This is a genomic window from Caballeronia sp. Lep1P3 (assembly GCF_022879595.1).
In the GTDB taxonomy this organism is placed as follows: Bacteria; Pseudomonadota; Gammaproteobacteria; order Burkholderiales; family Burkholderiaceae; genus Caballeronia.
This window is the reverse complement of the sequence record NZ_CP084265.1, coordinates 1,471,668-1,488,372: the sequence shown is the minus strand read 5'-3', so window position 1 is coordinate 1,488,372 and position 16,705 is coordinate 1,471,668. Positions and strand designations below refer to the sequence as shown.

General features: G+C 66.2%; 17 protein-coding genes. 7 read left to right on the top strand and 10 right to left on the bottom strand.

Annotated elements, in window-relative coordinates:
- Positions 1-91: 91 nt before the first annotated feature.
- Positions 92-727 carry a DUF938 domain-containing protein gene (locus LDZ27_RS06985; protein ID WP_244815953.1) on the bottom strand — a complete coding sequence of 212 codons (636 nt, stop codon included), beginning with the start codon at positions 725-727 and terminating at the stop codon, positions 92-94.
- A gap of 307 nt (positions 728-1,034) precedes the next feature.
- On the opposite strand from LDZ27_RS06985, the gene LDZ27_RS06980 reads away from it, so the two are divergent.
- From LDZ27_RS06980 to LDZ27_RS06970, 3 genes are all read left to right on the top strand, one after another.
- Positions 1,035-1,601: an ankyrin repeat domain-containing protein gene (locus tag LDZ27_RS06980; protein ID WP_244815952.1), complete on the top strand. Its 567-nt coding sequence runs from the start codon at positions 1,035-1,037 to the stop codon at positions 1,599-1,601.
- Positions 1,602-1,728: 127 nt separating this feature from the next.
- Positions 1,729-2,922, top strand: coding sequence for a hypothetical protein (locus tag LDZ27_RS06975; protein ID WP_244815951.1), 1,194 nt, complete (start codon positions 1,729-1,731; stop codon positions 2,920-2,922).
- Positions 2,923-2,954: 32 nt separating this feature from the next.
- Positions 2,955-4,193, top strand: a complete 1,239-nt coding sequence (locus tag LDZ27_RS06970) for an MFS transporter (protein ID WP_244815950.1) — start codon at positions 2,955-2,957, stop codon at positions 4,191-4,193.
- A gap of 5 nt (positions 4,194-4,198) precedes the next feature.
- On the opposite strand, the gene LDZ27_RS06965 is transcribed toward LDZ27_RS06970, so the two are convergent.
- A complete protein-coding gene (locus LDZ27_RS06965; RefSeq protein WP_244815949.1) occupies positions 4,199-5,599 on the bottom strand; it encodes an FAD-containing oxidoreductase in 1,401 nt (466 codons plus the stop codon).
- 185 nt (positions 5,600-5,784) lie between these two features.
- Between LDZ27_RS06965 and LDZ27_RS06960 the strand changes: the two genes are divergently transcribed.
- Both LDZ27_RS06960 and LDZ27_RS06955 read left to right on the top strand, forming a co-directional pair.
- Entirely contained in the window at positions 5,785-7,098 is a 1,314-nt protein-coding gene (locus tag LDZ27_RS06960; RefSeq protein ID WP_244815948.1) for a sodium:proton antiporter, read from the top strand.
- Positions 7,099-7,150: 52 nt separating this feature from the next.
- Positions 7,151-7,744 (top strand): ATP-binding protein, encoded by a 594-nt coding sequence (locus LDZ27_RS06955; protein ID WP_244815947.1) that lies wholly within the window; start codon positions 7,151-7,153, stop codon positions 7,742-7,744.
- 6 nt (positions 7,745-7,750) lie between these two features.
- On the opposite strand, the gene LDZ27_RS06950 is transcribed toward LDZ27_RS06955, so the two are convergent.
- Together LDZ27_RS06950 and LDZ27_RS06945 are read right to left on the bottom strand one after the other, a co-directional pair.
- Complete coding sequence (locus LDZ27_RS06950; RefSeq protein ID WP_244815946.1) at positions 7,751-8,884, bottom strand: saccharopine dehydrogenase C-terminal domain-containing protein; 1,134 nt, start codon at positions 8,882-8,884, stop codon at positions 7,751-7,753.
- A 157-nt stretch (positions 8,885-9,041) separates the two neighbouring features.
- Complete coding sequence (locus LDZ27_RS06945; RefSeq protein ID WP_244815945.1) at positions 9,042-9,497, bottom strand: Lrp/AsnC family transcriptional regulator; 456 nt, start codon at positions 9,495-9,497, stop codon at positions 9,042-9,044.
- Positions 9,498-9,716: 219 nt separating this feature from the next.
- Here LDZ27_RS06945 and LDZ27_RS06940 point away from each other — a divergent pair, with 219 nt between their 5' ends.
- Together LDZ27_RS06940 and LDZ27_RS06935 are read left to right on the top strand one after the other, a co-directional pair.
- Complete coding sequence (locus LDZ27_RS06940) at positions 9,717-10,253, top strand: Spy/CpxP family protein refolding chaperone (protein WP_244815944.1); 537 nt, start codon at positions 9,717-9,719, stop codon at positions 10,251-10,253.
- 153 nt (positions 10,254-10,406) lie between these two features.
- Complete coding sequence (locus LDZ27_RS06935) at positions 10,407-10,835, top strand: PGDYG domain-containing protein (RefSeq protein WP_244815943.1); 429 nt, start codon at positions 10,407-10,409, stop codon at positions 10,833-10,835.
- A gap of 23 nt (positions 10,836-10,858) precedes the next feature.
- Here the strand turns inward: LDZ27_RS06935 and LDZ27_RS06930 are convergent, their stop codons facing one another.
- The 6 genes from LDZ27_RS06930 to LDZ27_RS06905 form a co-directional block, all read right to left on the bottom strand.
- Entirely contained in the window at positions 10,859-11,224 is a 366-nt protein-coding gene (locus LDZ27_RS06930; protein ID WP_244815942.1) for a DUF3022 domain-containing protein, read from the bottom strand.
- Positions 11,225-11,238: 14 nt separating this feature from the next.
- Positions 11,239-12,051, bottom strand: a complete 813-nt coding sequence (locus LDZ27_RS06925; protein ID WP_244815941.1) for a YhfC family intramembrane metalloprotease — start codon at positions 12,049-12,051, stop codon at positions 11,239-11,241.
- 11 nt (positions 12,052-12,062) lie between these two features.
- Entirely contained in the window at positions 12,063-13,157 is a 1,095-nt protein-coding gene (locus tag LDZ27_RS06920) for a LacI family DNA-binding transcriptional regulator (RefSeq protein ID WP_244815940.1), read from the bottom strand.
- 105 nt (positions 13,158-13,262) lie between these two features.
- Positions 13,263-14,225: a D-glycerate dehydrogenase gene (locus tag LDZ27_RS06915; RefSeq protein ID WP_244815939.1), complete on the bottom strand. Its 963-nt coding sequence runs from the start codon at positions 14,223-14,225 to the stop codon at positions 13,263-13,265.
- A gap of 118 nt (positions 14,226-14,343) precedes the next feature.
- The gene (locus tag LDZ27_RS06910; protein ID WP_244815938.1) at positions 14,344-15,627 is read right to left on the bottom strand and encodes an MFS transporter; all 1,284 of its coding nucleotides are present in this window, start codon (positions 15,625-15,627) and stop codon (positions 14,344-14,346) included.
- Positions 15,628-15,705: 78 nt separating this feature from the next.
- On the bottom strand, positions 15,706-16,704 hold the full coding sequence (locus tag LDZ27_RS06905) for a sugar kinase (protein ID WP_244815937.1): 999 nt from the start codon (positions 16,702-16,704) through the stop codon (positions 15,706-15,708).
- Position 16,705 lies beyond the last annotated feature (1 nt).

Sequence of the window (16,705 nt, the reverse complement as noted above, 5' to 3'; positions counted from 1 at the left end):
GCTATGAACGGGCTACGGTGACGACCTTCCGCAGTCTACACGGCGGTGCGCGTTTCGGCGCTTCCCGATCGGCGGCAACGGGCACGCGAGCCTAGCGTCCCTCGCCTTTCACGAAGATCACGCTGAAATTATTCGCCGGCATCGCCACGACATCGGCGAGGGCGAATCCTGCGCCGCGCGCGAGCGCCTCGACCGCCTCCATGTCGCGCACGCCCCAGCGCGGATCGGTCGCGCGCAACTGCGCATCGAAGGCCTCGTTGCTCGGCGCGGTGTGCGCGCCGTTGCGTCGATAAGGCCCGTACAGGTACAGTACGCCCCCCGGCGCGAGCCGCGCGCCGGCGCCGCGAACAAGCGCCTCGGCCGCCTGCCACGGCGCAATGTGGATCATGTTGATGCAGACGACAGCCGCCACTTCGCCGATGCCCCAGTCGCCTTGCGTGACGTCGATCGAAAGCGGCGCGCTCAGGTTCGCGAGGCCCGCATGCGCGCGCCACGCAGCGATCGAATTCCGCGCGGCCGGGTCCGCGTCGCTCGGCTGCCAGACGATGCCGGCCAAGGCCGCCGCGCAATGCACCGCATGCTGCCCGGTGCCGCTCGCGATTTCGAGCACGACGCCGCTTTGCGGCAGCACGCGTGCGAGGACGGCTAGAATCGCATCGCGATTGCGTTCGGCGGCGCTCGCGCGGCGGCGCGCATCGGCACTGCTTTGGGATGGAACTTGCGTCATGGATGGCGCGCCTGGAAGAAAGTGGCATCGAGACTAAGGGCGCGCGCGTCGGCGCGTCAAGCGGCGCGCGATGCATCGAGCGCATGCCAGCGGGCGCAGAACGTGCTGCTGCCCGTCCCCCGCGTGCCGGGGCGAAGCGCGAAGTGACGTCAACCCTCGTCGTCGAACCTCGTCGTCAAACCTGTGTATGCTGCCGATGATTCCGCGCCCGCTCGCCTCATCGTTTCCCGAGGCGCGCATCGTCCGATGCATCACGACGAGCCGGCCGCGCGAGCGCGTCGGATGTCCCAACGTTGCGGAGCGAAACATGCAGCAGGACCCGAACATCGATTCCCGCGAACCCGTCCGCGAAGGGCCGGACGAGGAAACCATCGCCTTCGCGCAGGAAGTCTTCAACGCCGCGCGCCGGGGCGATGCCGCGCTGCTCGACGTGTGGCTGCACAAGGGCCTGCCGCCGAACCTGCGCAACGACAAGGGCGACAGCCTCGTGATGCTCTCGAGCTACCACGGCCACGCGGACGCCGTACGCGTGCTGCTCAAACACAACGCCGATCCCGGCCTGCGTAACGACAACGGCCAGACGCCGATTGCCGGCGCGGCTTTCAAGGGCTTCGCGGATGTCGTCGAAACGCTGCTCGATCGCGGCGCGGACGTGGAAGGCGCGTCGCCCGATGGCCGCACCGCGCTGATGATCGCCGCGATGTTCAACCGCGTCGGCATCGTCGAATTGCTGCTTGCGCGCGGCGCGAATCCCGACGCGCGCGATGCGGGCGGCTTGTCCGCGCGGGAAGCGGCCGCGAAAATGGGCGCGGCGGATACTGCCGCGCTTCTGGCAAAGGTGCCGGGTGCGCGCGGCCCGGCTTCCGGCGCGTGATGGCTTCGCGCACGCGCCGCATGGCTTCGAACGATCCCGCGACACCGCGCTTGCCGGCGCGGGCGTCGAGACGACTGGACGACATCGGCAGACTCAGGAAGGTGGCCCCACACATGGAGCGTTTGTGATGACAGGCGGTATCCCGCATCCGGGCGATGCGTCGCTGATCGGCATGGCTGGACTCGCGAACGCGTCATCGATAGGACGCGCGCGGCGCGCGGCTTTGAACGCCACATTGCGCGCGATCGCCCTGTTGCCGGTGCTCGTCGCTTTTGCGCGCGCGCGGCTTTCGACCGCGCTCGTCATGCTCGCCGCCTGCGCGCTCTCCGCATGCGGGGTCTTTCAGCAGACGCCCGCGCCCATCGTCGAGCATTCGTACATTCCCGCGCCGAACGAAACGGAAAGCGCCGAGCCGGAAGAACCGGCGTCGGCCGTCGCGGTGCCCGAGCCGGCGTCGGCGGCGAAGCCCCTGCCCGCGCCCAAGCCGAAGCGCCGCGTCGTCAGGCCGAAGCCGCCCGAGCCGGTCGCGACGCCGCCGCAGGAGCCGCCCGAGCCGCCGCCGCCGCCGCAGATCATCTCGACGCGTCTCGTGCAGCACGACCAGCTTCACGGCCTGCTCGACGCGGAAGTGCAACGTCCCGACGGCAAGGTCGTGGGCCGCGCGGTCGACATGTACGTCGATGCGGCCGCCAAACCGAAGCTGCTCATGGTGAATCTCTCGGGCTTCATGGGTATCGGCGACCGCAAGGTCAATTTTCCGTGGACCGCGTTCCGTTTCACGCCGAACTCGAAGACCGCGCCGATCACCTTCGTTCCTCCGCCGCCGCCCGTGAAAGGCAAGGCGCCGGAGCCGGTGCCGAAGCCGCAGCCCGTCAACGAGGCGCCGCCGAACGTCGTGCAGCTCGTCGACTCGACCGTGACGCAGAAAAACGGCGCGCGCATCGGCCGTGTAGTCGATGTCCTCGTGGATTCGCAGGCGCAGCCGCAGGCGCTCGTCGTCGATCTGTCCAGTTCGCTCGCGGCGGAAAAGCGCCACGTCGCGGCAAACTGGGGCGATCTGCACGTCGTCTCGCGCAACAAGCAGCTCGCGCTGCAAATGGATTTCGACGACGCGCAACTGAAGGCATCGCCGACCTACGCGCCCGAGCAGCCGATCAAGATCGTCTCGCCCGTCGTGCCCGCGCCGGTTTCGTCGGCGGCGGGCGCAACGGGCGCGTCCGGCACGACATCCGGCACCGCATCCGGCACCGCATCCGGCACCAGCGCGTCGGGCGCGGTCGCGGCGCAGGCAACGGGCGCGAGCGCGCGTCCCGCACGATGAGAGACTCACGACATGGATAACCGATTCACGACATGGTAATTGCACGAAGTCTGCGCGCGCTCGACTGGCTGAACTTCTTCGTCGCCAACGTGCAGACTGGCTTCGGCCCGTTCATCGCTTCGTACCTTGCGGCCAACAAATGGACGCAGGGCGAGATCGGCCTGATGCTGTCCGTCGGCACCATCAGCGCGATGGCGAGCCAGCTTCCCGCGGGCGCGCTCGTCGACGCCATGCGCAACAAGAAGTTCGCCGCGCTGTCCGCGATCGTCGCGATCATCGCGAGCGCGCTGCTGCTCGCCGCGAGCCCGACGATCATCCCCGTTTTCGCGGCCGAAGTGCTGCACGGCTTCGCGAGCTGCATGCTCGTCCCCGCGATGGCCGCGATTTCGCTCGCGCTCGTCTCGCGCGCCGATCTCGGCGACCGGCTCGGGCGCAACGCGCGCTGGGCGTCCATCGGCAGTGCGCTGACCGCCGCGCTGATGGGCGCGTTCGGGGAATATCTGTCGTTGCGCTCGGTGTTCTTCCTGACCGCCGCGCTCGCGCTGCCGGCAATTTTCGCGCTGCGCATGATCCACTACGATGCGCCGCCCAGCCGTCCGCGCGCGCCGGCCGGCAAGCCGAAGCTGACGCCGGAGGGCGAGGAGCGCGAGTCGCTGCGCGAACTGCTGAAGGACAGGCGGCTGCTGATCTTCGCCGCGTGCGTCGTGCTTTTCCACCTGTCGAATGCGGCGATGCTCAATCTCGCCGCCGGCGAGGTCACGGCGCACATGGGCGACAACGTTCAACTGGTGATCGCGGCGTGCATCATCGTGCCGCAGTTCATCGTCGCGGTGCTTTCGCCGTGGGTCGGACGGCAGGCGCAAAACTGGGGACGCCGTCCGGTGCTGATTCTCGGCTTCTGCGCGCTGCCGCTGCGCGCGCTGCTGTTCGCGGGCGTGAGCAGCCCGTATCTGCTGGTTCCGGTGCAGATGCTCGACGGCATCAGCGCGGCCGTGTTCGGCGTGATGCTGCCACTGATCGCCGCCGATGTCGCGGGCGGGCGCGGCCACTACAACCTCACGATCGGCTTCTTCGGGCTGGCGGCGGGCGTCGGCGCGACGCTATCGACGGCGGCGGCAGGTTTCGCCGCCGACCGCTTCGGCACGGCGATGAGCTTCTTCGGGCTGGCCGCCGCGGGCGCGCTCGCGGTTGCGCTCGTCTGGTTCGCGATGCCCGAAACGCGCGGCCCGCACGTCGCGGCAAAAGTGGAGAAGCCGCCGGTCGAGGCCTGATACGGCTACTCGAGCGGCTTCAGGTCGCCGAGCAGCGTCGGCACGAGTTCGCTCACGGTCGGGTGAATGTGCATCGCGCGCTGCAGCGTCGTGTACGGCGCGTCCGCATTCATGATGTCGACGAACGTGTGAATCACTTCGTCGCCCTCGATGCCGAAAATCGCCGCGCCCAGAATGCGCTTCGTGTTCGCGTCGACGAGCGCTTTCATGAAGCCGTCCGTCTCGCCGCGTTCGCGCGCACGGCCCACGCGCGACATCGGCATCGTCGCGATCAGGGCGTCGCGGCCATCCTTTCTCAGTTCTTCCTCGCTCAGTCCGACGCGCGCGAACGGCGGATCGACGAACACCGCGTAGGCCATGATGCGCGTGTCGACGCTGCGCGATTCGCCATCCAGAAGATTTGCCGCCACGATCTCGTAGTCGTTCCACGACGTATGCGTGAACGCGCCGCGCCCGTTCACGTCGCCGATCGCCCACACGCCGTCCACGTTCGTGCGCAGTTCGCCGTCCACGTCGATCAGGCCGTGCCGGTTCAGCGCGATACCCGCGCGGTCGAGCCCGAGATCGTCGGTATTCGGCGTGCGCCCGGTCGCAAAGAGCAGATGCGATGCGTCGATGGACGCGCCGCTGTGACCGTTGCCGTCCGCGAGCGAAACACGCACGCCGTCGTTCGTCCGCTCGACGCGGCGCGGCTCGGCTCCGAAGCGGAATTCGATGCCTTCGCGCGTGAGCACGTCCTGCATCGCGCGCGCGATATCAGCGTCTTCGCGGCTCAGGATGCGCTCACCGCGCACGAGCAGCGTGACGCGGCTGCCGAAGCGCCGGAACATCTGCCCGAATTCGAGCGCGATGTAACTCGCCCCGACGATCACGAGATGCGCGGGCACCTCGGTCAGTTCGAGGATCGTGGCGTTCGTGAGATACGGAACGTCGCGCAGGCCGTCGATGGCCGGCACCGCCGCGCGCGTGCCCGTGTTGATGAAGATCATGCCGGCGTCGATGTCGTGCGCGGCGCCGTCGGTTCCATCGATGCGCAGCGAATGCGGCGCCGTGAACCGCGCGTGTCCCTTGAACACGGTGACGTTCGGCGTCGCGCGCAGCCATTGTTCGACGCCCTCGCGCGACGCGCCGATGACTTCGTCCTTGCGCGCCTTCACGCGCGCCATGTCAACCTTGATTTCGCCTTCGATGACGACACCGTACCGGGCCGCCGTGCGCGCGACGTGCGCGGCGCGCGCGCTCGCGACATAGGTCTTGGTCGGCGTGCAGCCCACGTTCACGCACGTCCCGCCGAAAAGATGCCGCTCGATGACGGCCGTGTGCTTGCCGCTTTGCGCGAGCCGCACCGCGAGCGGCGAGCCGCCCTGCCCCGTGCCGATGACGACCGCGTCGAAATGCTGTGACATGCGTATGCCTCCGGGTTGTCCGCGTGAATCGTCCGAACGATGCCTGGGCACTCGGGAAACCCGCCCGGACGCGCCAGCCGATGCCGGGCCATGTTACGCCCAATGCCGGCGATGGGCATGGTGCGTGCTGCCGCGTACCGAATGGCCGTTCGCATCGCCCGCCTACTCACTGCCGAAAGGCTTCCATGACCGAAACGATCTGGTTTCTCGTCGTCGGCGGCGTGCTCATTTTCATGGGCCTTGCCAGTTCGACGTTCAAGCGCCTGCCCATCAGCACCGCGATGTGCTATTTGGCCATCGGCTTCGCGCTCGGGCCGGGCGCCGCGAATCTGCTGCATATCCGGCTCGACGGCGACACGGCCGTCCTGCGCCTCGTCACCGAAGTCGGCATGCTGGTGTCGCTCTTCGCGATCGGCCTGCGCCTGCGCGTGCCGCCGACGGACCGCCGCTGGCTCCTGCCGCTGCGCTTGGGCTTCGTCGCGATGGCGCTGACCATCGTCGCCCTGACGCTGCTTTGCGGCTATGCGCTCGGCATGGCGTGGGGGCCGTCGCTCCTGCTCGCGGCGATGCTCGCGCCGACCGATCCCGTCCTCGCCCACGACGTGCAGGTGGAACAGCCCGGCGACACCGATCTGCTGCGTTTCTCGCTGACCGGCGAAGGCGGCCTGAACGACGGCATCGCGCTGCCCTTCGCGCTGCTCGGCATCGCGGTGTGCCGCTACGAAGCCTCGCCCGACGATGCGCTGCATCTGAGCTTCATCGCGCAGGCCGCCTGGGGAACCTTGGGCGCGCTCGCGAGCGGCTGGGCGCTCGGCGGGCTCACGGTGCGCCTCGTCGCGTATCTGCGCACGCGCCGCGGCGAAGCGCTCGGCTCCGAAGGCTTCTATGCGCTCGGGCTGATCGCGCTGTCGTACGGCGTCGCGCAACTGCTGCACACGTATGCGTTCCTCGCGGTGTTCGCCGCAGGCCTCGCGATGCGTCGCGCGGAACAGAAACGAAGCGGCGACAAGTCGGCGCGCGAAGCGGTCGGCACCATCGACGCCGACGATGTCACCGCGACCGCATCCGATCCCGATCGCGCGCATGCGTTCATGGCCGAGCGCGTGCACGGCTTCACGATCGAGCTCGAACGCATCGCCGAAGTCGCGACCATGCTGATCGTCGGCGCGGTGCTCGCGACGCTCTGGCGCGAGCTTTTTACTTGGCGCGCGGCCGTGCTGATCGGCGGGCTGTTCGTCGTGATCCGTCCGCTCGCGGTGGAGGCCTCGCTCGTCGGCTCGTGCGCGACGGGCGCGCAGCGGCGTCTGATGAGCTGGTTCGGCATTCGCGGCGTCGGCTCGTTCTACTATCTGCTCTACGCGCTCGAAAACGCGCCGAAACAGGCGGCGTCGCCGCTCGTGCCGCTCGTGGTCGCGGCGATTGCGGCATCGGTGATCGTGCATGGCGTGACGTCGACGCCGCTCATGAACCGGTATCAACGATCGCTCGATAACGAGTGATGCCGCCGCGCCGCGCTTGCGGCGAACGACGCGCGCGCACGGAGGCCAGCGCATGAAGCATCTGCTCTTCTTTTGCGGTCACGCGGGCGCGGGCAAGACGACGCTCGCGAGGCGCCTTTTCAAGCCGCTCATGCGCGCGACGGGCGAGCCTTTCTGCCTGCTCGACAAGGACACGGTCTACGGCGCGTACAGCGCGGCGGCCATCGGCGCGCTCACCGGCGATCCGCACGACCGCGACAGCCCGCTTTTCCTGAGCCGGCTGCGCGACCCGGAATATCGCAGTCTCATCGATACCGCCGCCGAGAATCTCGCGCTGGGCGTGAGTGTGGTCGTGGTCGCGCCGCTGACGCGCGAAGTGCGCGAGCGGCGGCTCTTCGACCGCGCGTGGCTCGGCATCGGCGATGACGTCGCGATTCGCGTGGTCTGGGTGCAGGTGAGCGAGGATGTGGCGCGCGAACGTATCGTCGCGCGCGGCGATCCGAACGATGCGTACAAGCTCGCGCACTGGGAACAGTATCGGCAGCGTCTCTTCGTTCCCGACGACGCGCTCGCCGCCGATTTCGTGATCGTCGACAACGGCGCGCCGTCGCCAGAGAGCGACGCGGACCTTCTCGCGCGGCTCCTTGCGCCCTCGCGACTTACGTGAGCCGATTCATGCGACCGCGAGCCGCCGCGTCGTCGTGAGCGCGTTGGCGCCTTCGTACAGCTTGCCGAATCGATTGTTCAGGAATGCATCGAGCGGAACCTGTTCCTGCCGCACGAAGCCGCTTTGCGGCAGGACGCCTTCGCGGAAAAGATCGAGTTCCGCGCAGACCGCGCCTGCTGTCGTGATCTGGATGGCGCTCATCGGCACGCCGCAGACTTCCTTCGCGAAGATCTTGCGCGTGAAGACGTCCTGCACCAGTTGGCCGCCTTCGCCCTTCCCGTCGCTTTCTGAGCGCATGCCCGTCACCGTCACGAAGACGAGAACCACGTCCTGCCTCGTGGATGGCACCGCGCGTTTGAGGATCGCCTTGAGGCCGTCGCGATCGGTGGACATGCGCAGATCGTCGAGCAGGAACTTCATGAGATCGCGATGGCCGGGATAGCGCACCGACTTGTAATCGAGCGATTCCACCTTGCCCGCAAGCGTTTCGCATAGCGTGCCGAGTCCGCCCGATGTGTTGAAGGCCTCGTACTCGATGCCGTCGAGCGAAAAATGCTCGACGCCTTCGAGCGGCTGAACCCATTGCGCGCGGCCTTCGCGCACGGCTTCGCACGGCTGGCAATACTCGTTGATGAGCCCGTCGATGCTCCACGTCAGGTTGTATTTCAGCGCGTTGGTCGGGAACTCGGGCAGCGCGCCGACGCGCATCTTCACCTCGCGCAGCGTATGGAGACGTTTCGCCAGATCGTGCGCGACGATGCCGACGAACCCCGGCGCGAGCCCGCATTGCGGCATGAACACGGTTTGCGCGCCGTCCGCAATGGCGCGGATCGCGTGCGTCGCGCGCACGTCTTCGGTCAGATCGAAGTAATGCACGCCCGCCGCCTTCGCCGCCGATGCGACGCCGATCGCCAGGTAATACGGCAGCGCATTGACGAGCGCATCGAAGCCCGACAGCGCGTGACGCAACGCGGGCGCATCGGCGGAATCGACGCGGCGCGTGGCGATGCCTTGCGCATCGAGCTTCGCGAGCGCGTGTTCGTCGCGATCGAACGCGACGACGTCGAAGTCCCCCGTTTCTCCGAGCAGATGAGCGATGCTTTGGCCGATGAGACCGGCGCCGACGATTGCCACTTTCATGTTCGTCTCCTTTTGTGAGGGGCGGTGCATGCACGTTTTGCATGGACGCCACACAGTGTAGGAGCGTGCCGCGACCGATCCTAGACGCAAAATGATGCGGATCGACGATGCTTTTCGTCATTCAGACGACGCGACGATGCATTCTGTATGCAATCGGCTATCCGGCGCGATCGATCTTGCGTGCAAGGATGATGGACGTGGTCGTGCGCTCGACGCCTTCGAGCGCGCCAATTTCGTCGAGCAGTTCATTCAGGCGCTCGGGCGAGCCTGCCCGCAGCCACGCGACGTAGTCGAACTCGCCGCTCACCGCGCAGAGCAACTGGATTTCCGGCATCCGCGCAAAGCGCTTCTGCACGTCGCGGCCGTATTTCGGCGCGAGCTTGATGCCGACATAGGCCTGAATGCTCGCATCGAGCACATCCTGGCCGAGCCGCACGCCATAACCGGCGATAACGTTGTTTTTCTCGAGCCGCGCGAGCCGCGCAATCACCGTCGTGCGCGCGACGCCGAGTTGCCGCGCGAGATTCGCGACGCTTTCACGCGCGTTCGTCTGCAACAGCGCAACGAGATTGCGGTCGATGTCGTCGAGTTGATCGAGGCGCGGCGGTCTCATATCGTCCCTTGTTTTGTATTTGGCATGCATTATCCACCGCTATTTTCCAGAGACGTATCGGATGTAAGCAGTTGTGGCAAAGCAGGCGAAGTGTCGCCCAAACGTGATACTAATAGCGGGCGACGGCGTTTCAGCCGTTTTCGACGTGCCGGTGTGCCGTCAGCGCATCGTCAGCCGAACGCGGCGCGCCTCTTTTTCCATCGATCGAAGGATTCCCGAATGAAGAAAACACTGGTCGCACTGGCGGCGTCCTGCGCCGTTACCGCAGTCTTTGCGCAATCGTCCGCGCCCGCGGCGACTGCGCCCGCGTCCGCTTCGTCCGCGGCAGTATCGGCCGCTGCGTCCGCGCCCCCAGGTTCGAAGCGCGAGGCGCGCGTCGAGGAGCGCATCGCGCAACTGCACTCGAGCCTCAAGATCACGGCGGCAGAGGAAACGCAGTGGTCCGCTTTCGCCGATGTGATGCGCGAGAACGCCCGCACGATGGGCGACCTCTACCGCCAGCGCATCGCGCAGCGCGACACCATGTCCGCCCTCGACGACATGAAGCAATATCAGCAGATCACGCAGGCGAACGCGGACGGCACGAAGCGCCTCGTCGATGCATTCGAGCCGCTGTACGCGAGCCTTTCGCCGGAGCAGAAGAAGCTCGCGGACACGAGCTTCCGTCGCGAAGGCCAGGGCCGCGGACGGCACGACCATGCGCGGCGCCACCCGCGCGCATCCAGCGCGGACGCGGCATCGACGGTGAAGCCGTAAGCTGGTTTCGCAGCGTGGAAGTGCACGGAGCCCGCATCGATCGATGCGGGCTTTTTTGTGTTTTGCATACCGCATGCTGCATGCGGCCTTATGCATGCAAGCGGCCGCAAATGCGGTTAGCATTTCGCCCCTGAAACGAAACCTCTGTCGCTCATGCTCAAGCTCTCCGAACCCGACCTCACCTCCGACCCGGCCGCGCGCCGCGTCGTGAAGAACGAAACCGTCGCCGTCGAATTTGCCGCCGTGGCCGGCGAACTGATGAGCCTCGAAGGGCCGAACCGCTATGCGCCCGGCGATGCCATCGTCACCGGAGCATCGGGCGAGCGCTGGGTCGTATCCAGAGAACGTTTCGACGCGAAGTACGCGCCTGAAGGCGGCATCGCGCATGGCGAACCGGGCGCGTATCGCAACCGGCCGAGCGTCGTGCTTGCGAAAGAGATGCGCGAGCCGTTCAGCATCGCCCGCTCGGCAGCCGGCGATGTGCTGACCGGCGACGCCGGCGACTGGCTCATGCAGTACGCCCCAGGCGACTATGGCGTCGTCAAGGCGGCGCGTTTCGCCAAGGTGTATCGCGACGTCTGAAAGGCGGACTCGATCCGCGAGACTCAGGCGAAGTCGTCGCCCATGTCGATTTCGAGTTCGCGCGGCACCGTTTCGCCTTTTGCATGCATTTCTTCGAGCGAGCCGAGCGTCGCTTCCACGTAGGCGCGCAGCACCGCATAGCTGCGGGCATGCATGCGCGGCGGCAATGCGCGGTATCGCCCGAGCGCGGCGGGATCGAAGCGCACCTCGATCGTGATGCGCCGCGCGGTCGCGCCGAAGCGCATGGCCACGTAATGAATCGCGAGCGACGTGCGCCCGCTCTCGTCGATGCGCTCCGCGAATTGCGTCTGCTCGGGAAAAAGGTCGCTGATGACGTGCGCGAGCATGTCGATGTCCGCGCTCGCACAGTCGTATTGATAGTCGTCCATTCTGATCCGGTCGTTCAGGATTGAGGCGTCGCGCCGGCGCGCTTGTCGGGCCCGACGCGGCGATAGTAGCGCACGAGCGCCATCGCCACGATCACGCCGAGCACGAGATAGACGGCATCGGCGGCGACGAGCGGAATCATGTGCGCCTGAAACAGCGCGGCCGGCAAACCGACGAGCGCATGTGCCGCGATCAGCACGCCGGGCGCCGCGCGCGAGCGCTCGCGCAACATCTGCCACATGAGCGCCGAGAAGCCGAGCTGAAAGACGAACGCGCTCGCGCGCTCGACGAGGAAAATGCCCGCCGACACCGGCGACAGGCTCAACAGCACCATGTGAATGCGCGCGACGGCATCGAGCGGTGCGCTTCCGAAATGCGAATCGAGCGTGCCGCGGTTCGCGAGGATCGCATACAAAATCCATTGCACCTGGACGAGCACGCCGACGATCCACGCTTCCGCCCCGCCGTGGCCGATGCCATAGCCGAGTGCCGGACCTGCTCGTCCGAGCGTTGCCGGATCGCGCCGGATCAGCCACTTCATGCCGAGAAAACGCCCGACTTCCTCGCAGACGCCCGCAGCGAGCGCGGCATAAATCACGAAGACGACCGGATTCGTGAGCCATCCCGATGTGACCGAATTGCCCAGCACGAAGCCGTGCAGCCCGCGCTCGATGACCATCGCGAAGAGCGCGAACACCGCGATGCCGAGCGTCGGCTCGCGCGGCACGAGTCCGTAGCGCGCGCGCACCTTTCGATACAGCACGATCGGCATTGCGGCGACGATGAGGGTCGCAAGCACGAGGCTCGCGAGCGTCGAGAGACTGACCATTCAGATTTCCTTCACGTTCCCTGGCATGTTGCATGCAAAATTTTGCCGGCCGCATGCCGCGTCGAGGATCGCACGATCAGTTCGCCCGGCAGCAGGCACTCGCGCGGGGGCACGAGTGTCCCGCCGAGCCGCTCGTGCAGAAACTCCACCGCGCGCCGGCCGATGTCGTAGGTCGGCTGCCGAACCGCCGTCATGCCGGCGAGTTGCGCCCATTCTGAATCGTCGATGGACATCAGCGCGACGCTCGCTTGCCAGTCCGCGCCGTATCGCTCCTTGAGATGTACCGCCACGCGCAGCGCAACGGGACCGTTCGCCGCGAAAAGTGCAACCCGCCTTTGCGCCGTGCGCGCGGCTTCGATGCGGCGATCCAGTTCGACGAGCGCGGCGGACGCATCGGCGAGATCGACGATGAGCGTAGAACCGTGTGCGTCGAGCGCCGCGACCGTCTCGCGAAACGAGGCTTCTCGCAAGCGCCGCGAGCTGACGTGCATGACGGGCTGCACGAGGAACAACAGTTCGTCGAAGCCTTCATCGACGAGGTGACGCGTCGCGATTGCGGCGGCTGCGGCATTGTCGAGGCCGACCATATCGGTGACGATGCCTTCCACCGTGCGGTCCACGAGCACCACCGGTATGCCGCCTTGCGCGAAGGCCTGCAGCAGCTCCTCTTTCACGCCGAGCGCGTTCACGATGACACCCTCCACGCGATAGGTCGTGAGCAATTGCAGATAACGCCGCTCCATGTCGACTTCGTTCGCGGCGTGACAGATGAGCGGCATATAGCCGAGCGCATGGCATGCGGCTTCGACGCCCTGCAACACTTCGACGGAATATGGATTGGTCAGGTCCGCGAGCAACATGCCGATCAGCCGGTTGCGCCCGCGTTTCAGGCCGCGCGCCATCTGGTTCGGCCGGTAATCGAGCTTCGCGATGGCCGCTTCGATGCGCTCGCGCAAGTCAGGCGACAGCACGCCGGTCTCGCCGTTCAGATAGCGCGAAATGCTGGTCTTGCCGGTGCCTGCCTCGCGCGCAACGTCGGTGATGGTCGCGCGACGAGGTCGCACTGCGGGCGGGCGATGAATCTCTTTGTCGGGGTCGTCGGACATGATGGTGGAGGCTCGTGCGTCAAACGGCGAAGGCATCGCGCTAGCATGCGATGCACTGCGCGAGAAGCGCATGTTAGCGCATGCGCCTGCTCCGTCCCATCGTTGTCAGCGCATGCGGACTTCGCGGTTCACGATGTTTTCGGTGAGCGTACCGTTGAGCGCGCCGATGAGGTTCTCGGCTGCATTGCGGTTCATCGCGTGACGTGTCTCGTGCGTGGCCGAACCGATGTGCGGCAGCGCGACCACGTTCTTCATCCTGAGCAACGGCGAGTCCGCGGATAACGGCTCATGCTCGAACACGTCGAGACCGGCCGCGAGAATCGTGCCGTCTCTGAGGGCTTCGATGAGCGCGGCTTCATCGACGGTCGGCCCGCGCGACGCGTTGATGAGGATCGCGCTGCGCTTCATCTTCTTCAACTCGTTCGCCCCGATGAGACCGCGCGTTTCAGGCGTGAGCGGAACCTGCAGGCAGACGAAGTCGGATTGCGCGAGCAGTTCGTCCAGTTCGACGCGCCGTGCGCCATAGTCCTTCTCGGCCTGTTCGTTGCGATGACGATTGGTGTAGAGCACATTCATTCGAAAGCCGAGCGCAGCGCGCCGGGCCACGGCCCCGCCGATGCGTCCCAGCCCGACGATGCCGAGCGTCTTGCCCTGCACGTCGACACCGAAACAGGCTTCGCCGATGCTGCCCTTCCAGTTGCCCTGCTTGACCCATTCCGCCAGTTCGACGACGCGCCGCGCGCTTGCGAGAATCAGCGCGAACACGGTGTCGGCGGTGGATTCGGTGAGCACGTCCGGCGTATGCGTGAGAACGATGCCTCGGCGCGTGAGGTCGGCGACATCGAAATTATCGAAGCCCACCGATACCGTCGATAGTGCTTTGAGGCGCGTCGCCCCTTCGATCATGGCGGGCGTGATCTTCACGCTTGCACCGATGGCGCCATCCGCGTCCTTCAGCGCCGCCACGAATGCGGCCTCGTCCTTCGGGTCCACCGTCACCAGATCCGCGTGCGTGCGCAGATAGGCTTCCACATCGGACGGCAACGGCTTGTAGGCTACGATTTTCATGACTCGACCCAAGGTTGTTTTTGCCTCTGACAGGCGGGATTCGATCTTTCTTTGCGTCCGGTATCGCGTCTTGCGCCAAGAGCCGAATAGACCGGCGAATTACTTAGGATATCCAACATCATGAACCCGCAACCGCACCGGCACGCACTGCACCTTGAGGCTTGACAGCCAGCGTCAGCCATACAGCGGCGAGCAACGCAACGCTCATGAACACATACGAGGCAGCCGGCGACCCAGTGGCACCGTTCAGATACCCGACCACATACGATCCCACGAACGAACCGAGCGCCCCCATGCTGTTGATGAGCGCCATCGCGCCACCGGCGACGTTCTTCGGCAACAACTCGGGCACGATCGCGAAGAAAGGCCCATACGGTGCATACATCGCCGCGCCCGCGATCACGAGCAACGTGTACGAAGCCCAGAAGTTCGCCGAGCCGAGCAGATAGGAACCGGCGAACGCAATGGCGCCGATCAGCAGGAACGGCCACACGAACGCCTTGCGGACCTGCAGCTTGTCGGACGCCCACGAAGCCAGCAACATCGCGATGGTCGCCGCGAGATACGGCACCGCGGAGAGCCAGCCCGTCTCGACCATGCCGAGCGTCGAGCCGCTCTTGAGAATCGACGGCAGCCACAGCACGAAGCCATACACGCCGATGCTCCAGCAGAAATACTGCGCGCACAGCTTGATAACGGCCGGCGACTTGAACGCCTCGCCGTAATTCTTCACCGGCTTGATCGCGGCCTGCTCCGCGCGCAGCGTCGCATCCAGGTCGCGCTTTTCCTGGTCGGAGAGCCAGCTCACCTGTGCGGGCTTGTCCTTCACGATGAACCACCAGATCACCGCCCACACGACCGCGGGCAGCCCTTCGGCGATGAACATGTGGCGCCAGCCGAACGAGTTGACGAGATAGCCCGATACCACCGACATCCACAGCACCGTCACCGGATTGCCGAGAATCAGGAAGGTGTTCGCCCGCGAGCGTTCCGCCTTCGTGAACCAGTTCGCGATGAAGACGAGCATCGCGGGCATGACCGCCGCCTCGACGATGCCGAGCACGAAGCGTATGGCCATCAGCGAGGGAATGTTGCTCACCATGCCCGTCGCCGCCGCGCAGCCGCCCCACAGCACGAGGCTCCAGAACACGAGCTTCTTCACACTGCGGCGTTCCGCGTAGATCGCGCCCGGAATCTGAAAGAAGAAGTAGCCGAGGAAGAACAGCGCGCCGATCAGCGACGACAGGCCCTTGCTGATGCCGAGGTCCGAATTGATGCCCGCCGCCGAAGCGAAGCCATAGTTCGCGCGGTCCAGATACGCGAGGCTGTAGGTGATGAAGACGATCGGCATGATTGCCCACCAGCGGCGCGCGGCCAGCGTGGGTGCAGAGGAAGAGTGCATGGTTGTCTCCGAATACGATCCGGTCGTGTGTGTCTGGTTGCCCGTAATGGCCCTGTTCCCGCTTCGCCCGCATTCCCGTCAGGCGATGACTGCGGCGTGTGCCGTCTTGTCGTATGGATTTTGCATTTCGAATGCATCGAGCGCGGCGCGCGTCGGCAAGCCTTCGCTGTCGCCGATAACTTGAATCGCCAGCGCGCCGATCAGGTTGCCGCGCGAGACCGCATCCGGAACGCTGCGCCCTTCGAGCAGCGCGCTGACGACGCCGACCGCGAAGCCGTCGCCTGCGCCGACCGTATCGACCACGTTCGCAACGGCTACGCCCGGCACGATGCCGTGAACGCCGTCCGCCGTGCGGAAATACGCGCCCTGCGCGCCGAGCTTGACGATCACGCCTTTCGCGCCGCGATCGAGATAGAACGCGGCGATGTCTTCGGGCTTCGCATGACCCGTGAGCGTCAACCCCTCGTTTAGGCCCGGCAGCACCCAGTCGGCGAGCGCGGCCAGCGCATTGAGCGATTCGGCCATCGCCTCGCGCGACGGCCACAGCGTCGGACGCAGGTTCGGATCGAACGAGATGCTCTTGCCTGCGGCACGCATTTCGCGCGCCATATGGAATGCCAGTTCGCGCGAGCTTGCCGAGATCGCGGGCGCGACGCCCGTCAGATGCAGATGGCGTGCGCCGAGCACGTAGTCGGCGACGTAATCGTCGAGCGACAAGTGGCTTGCCGCCGAACCTTTCCGGAAATACTCGACCGCCGGATCGCTGCCGTCGTCGCATTTGCCCTTGAGCTGAAAGCCGGTCGGAAAACGTCCGTCGACGGTCACGCAGCGCGCGTCGATGCCCTCTGCGGCCAGCACGTCGAGCACGTAGCGGCCGAACGAATCGTCGCCCACGCGGCTCATCCAGCCAACCTTGAAGCCGAGCCGGGACAGGCCGATCGCGACGTTCAGATCGGCGCCGGCGATGCGCTTCGTGAACTGGCCGACCGTCGCGAGTTCGCCGGTGACGGCCGCGACGAACATGGTCATCGCTTCGCCATAGGTGACGACGTCGAGCGGTGCGTGCTGTGCTTGCATG

Bases quoted from the DNA above. Each gene is read 5' to 3' on its own strand.
- LDZ27_RS06985 (WP_244815953.1), bottom strand. From the start codon at position 727: ATGACGCAAGTTCCATCCCAAAGCAGTGCCGATGCGCGCCGCCGCGCG.
- LDZ27_RS06980 (WP_244815952.1), top strand. From the start codon at position 1,035: ATGCAGCAGGACCCGAACATCGATTCCCGCGAACCCGTCCGCGAAGGG.
- LDZ27_RS06975 (WP_244815951.1), top strand. From the start codon at position 1,729: ATGACAGGCGGTATCCCGCATCCGGGCGATGCGTCGCTGATCGGCATG.
- LDZ27_RS06970 (WP_244815950.1), top strand. From the start codon at position 2,955: ATGGTAATTGCACGAAGTCTGCGCGCGCTCGACTGGCTGAACTTCTTC.
- LDZ27_RS06965 (WP_244815949.1), bottom strand. From the start codon at position 5,599: ATGTCACAGCATTTCGACGCGGTCGTCATCGGCACGGGGCAGGGCGGC.
- LDZ27_RS06960 (WP_244815948.1), top strand. From the start codon at position 5,785: ATGACCGAAACGATCTGGTTTCTCGTCGTCGGCGGCGTGCTCATTTTC.
- LDZ27_RS06955 (WP_244815947.1), top strand. From the start codon at position 7,151: ATGAAGCATCTGCTCTTCTTTTGCGGTCACGCGGGCGCGGGCAAGACG.
- LDZ27_RS06950 (WP_244815946.1), bottom strand. From the start codon at position 8,884: ATGAAAGTGGCAATCGTCGGCGCCGGTCTCATCGGCCAAAGCATCGCT.
- LDZ27_RS06945 (WP_244815945.1), bottom strand. From the start codon at position 9,497: ATGAGACCGCCGCGCCTCGATCAACTCGACGACATCGACCGCAATCTC.
- LDZ27_RS06940 (WP_244815944.1), top strand. From the start codon at position 9,717: ATGAAGAAAACACTGGTCGCACTGGCGGCGTCCTGCGCCGTTACCGCA.
- LDZ27_RS06935 (WP_244815943.1), top strand. From the start codon at position 10,407: ATGCTCAAGCTCTCCGAACCCGACCTCACCTCCGACCCGGCCGCGCGC.
- LDZ27_RS06930 (WP_244815942.1), bottom strand. From the start codon at position 11,224: ATGGACGACTATCAATACGACTGTGCGAGCGCGGACATCGACATGCTC.
- LDZ27_RS06925 (WP_244815941.1), bottom strand. From the start codon at position 12,051: ATGGTCAGTCTCTCGACGCTCGCGAGCCTCGTGCTTGCGACCCTCATC.
- LDZ27_RS06920 (WP_244815940.1), bottom strand. From the start codon at position 13,157: ATGTCCGACGACCCCGACAAAGAGATTCATCGCCCGCCCGCAGTGCGA.
- LDZ27_RS06915 (WP_244815939.1), bottom strand. From the start codon at position 14,225: ATGAAAATCGTAGCCTACAAGCCGTTGCCGTCCGATGTGGAAGCCTAT.
- LDZ27_RS06910 (WP_244815938.1), bottom strand. From the start codon at position 15,627: ATGCACTCTTCCTCTGCACCCACGCTGGCCGCGCGCCGCTGGTGGGCA.
- LDZ27_RS06905 (WP_244815937.1), bottom strand. From the start codon at position 16,704: ATGCAAGCACAGCACGCACCGCTCGACGTCGTCACCTATGGCGAAGCG.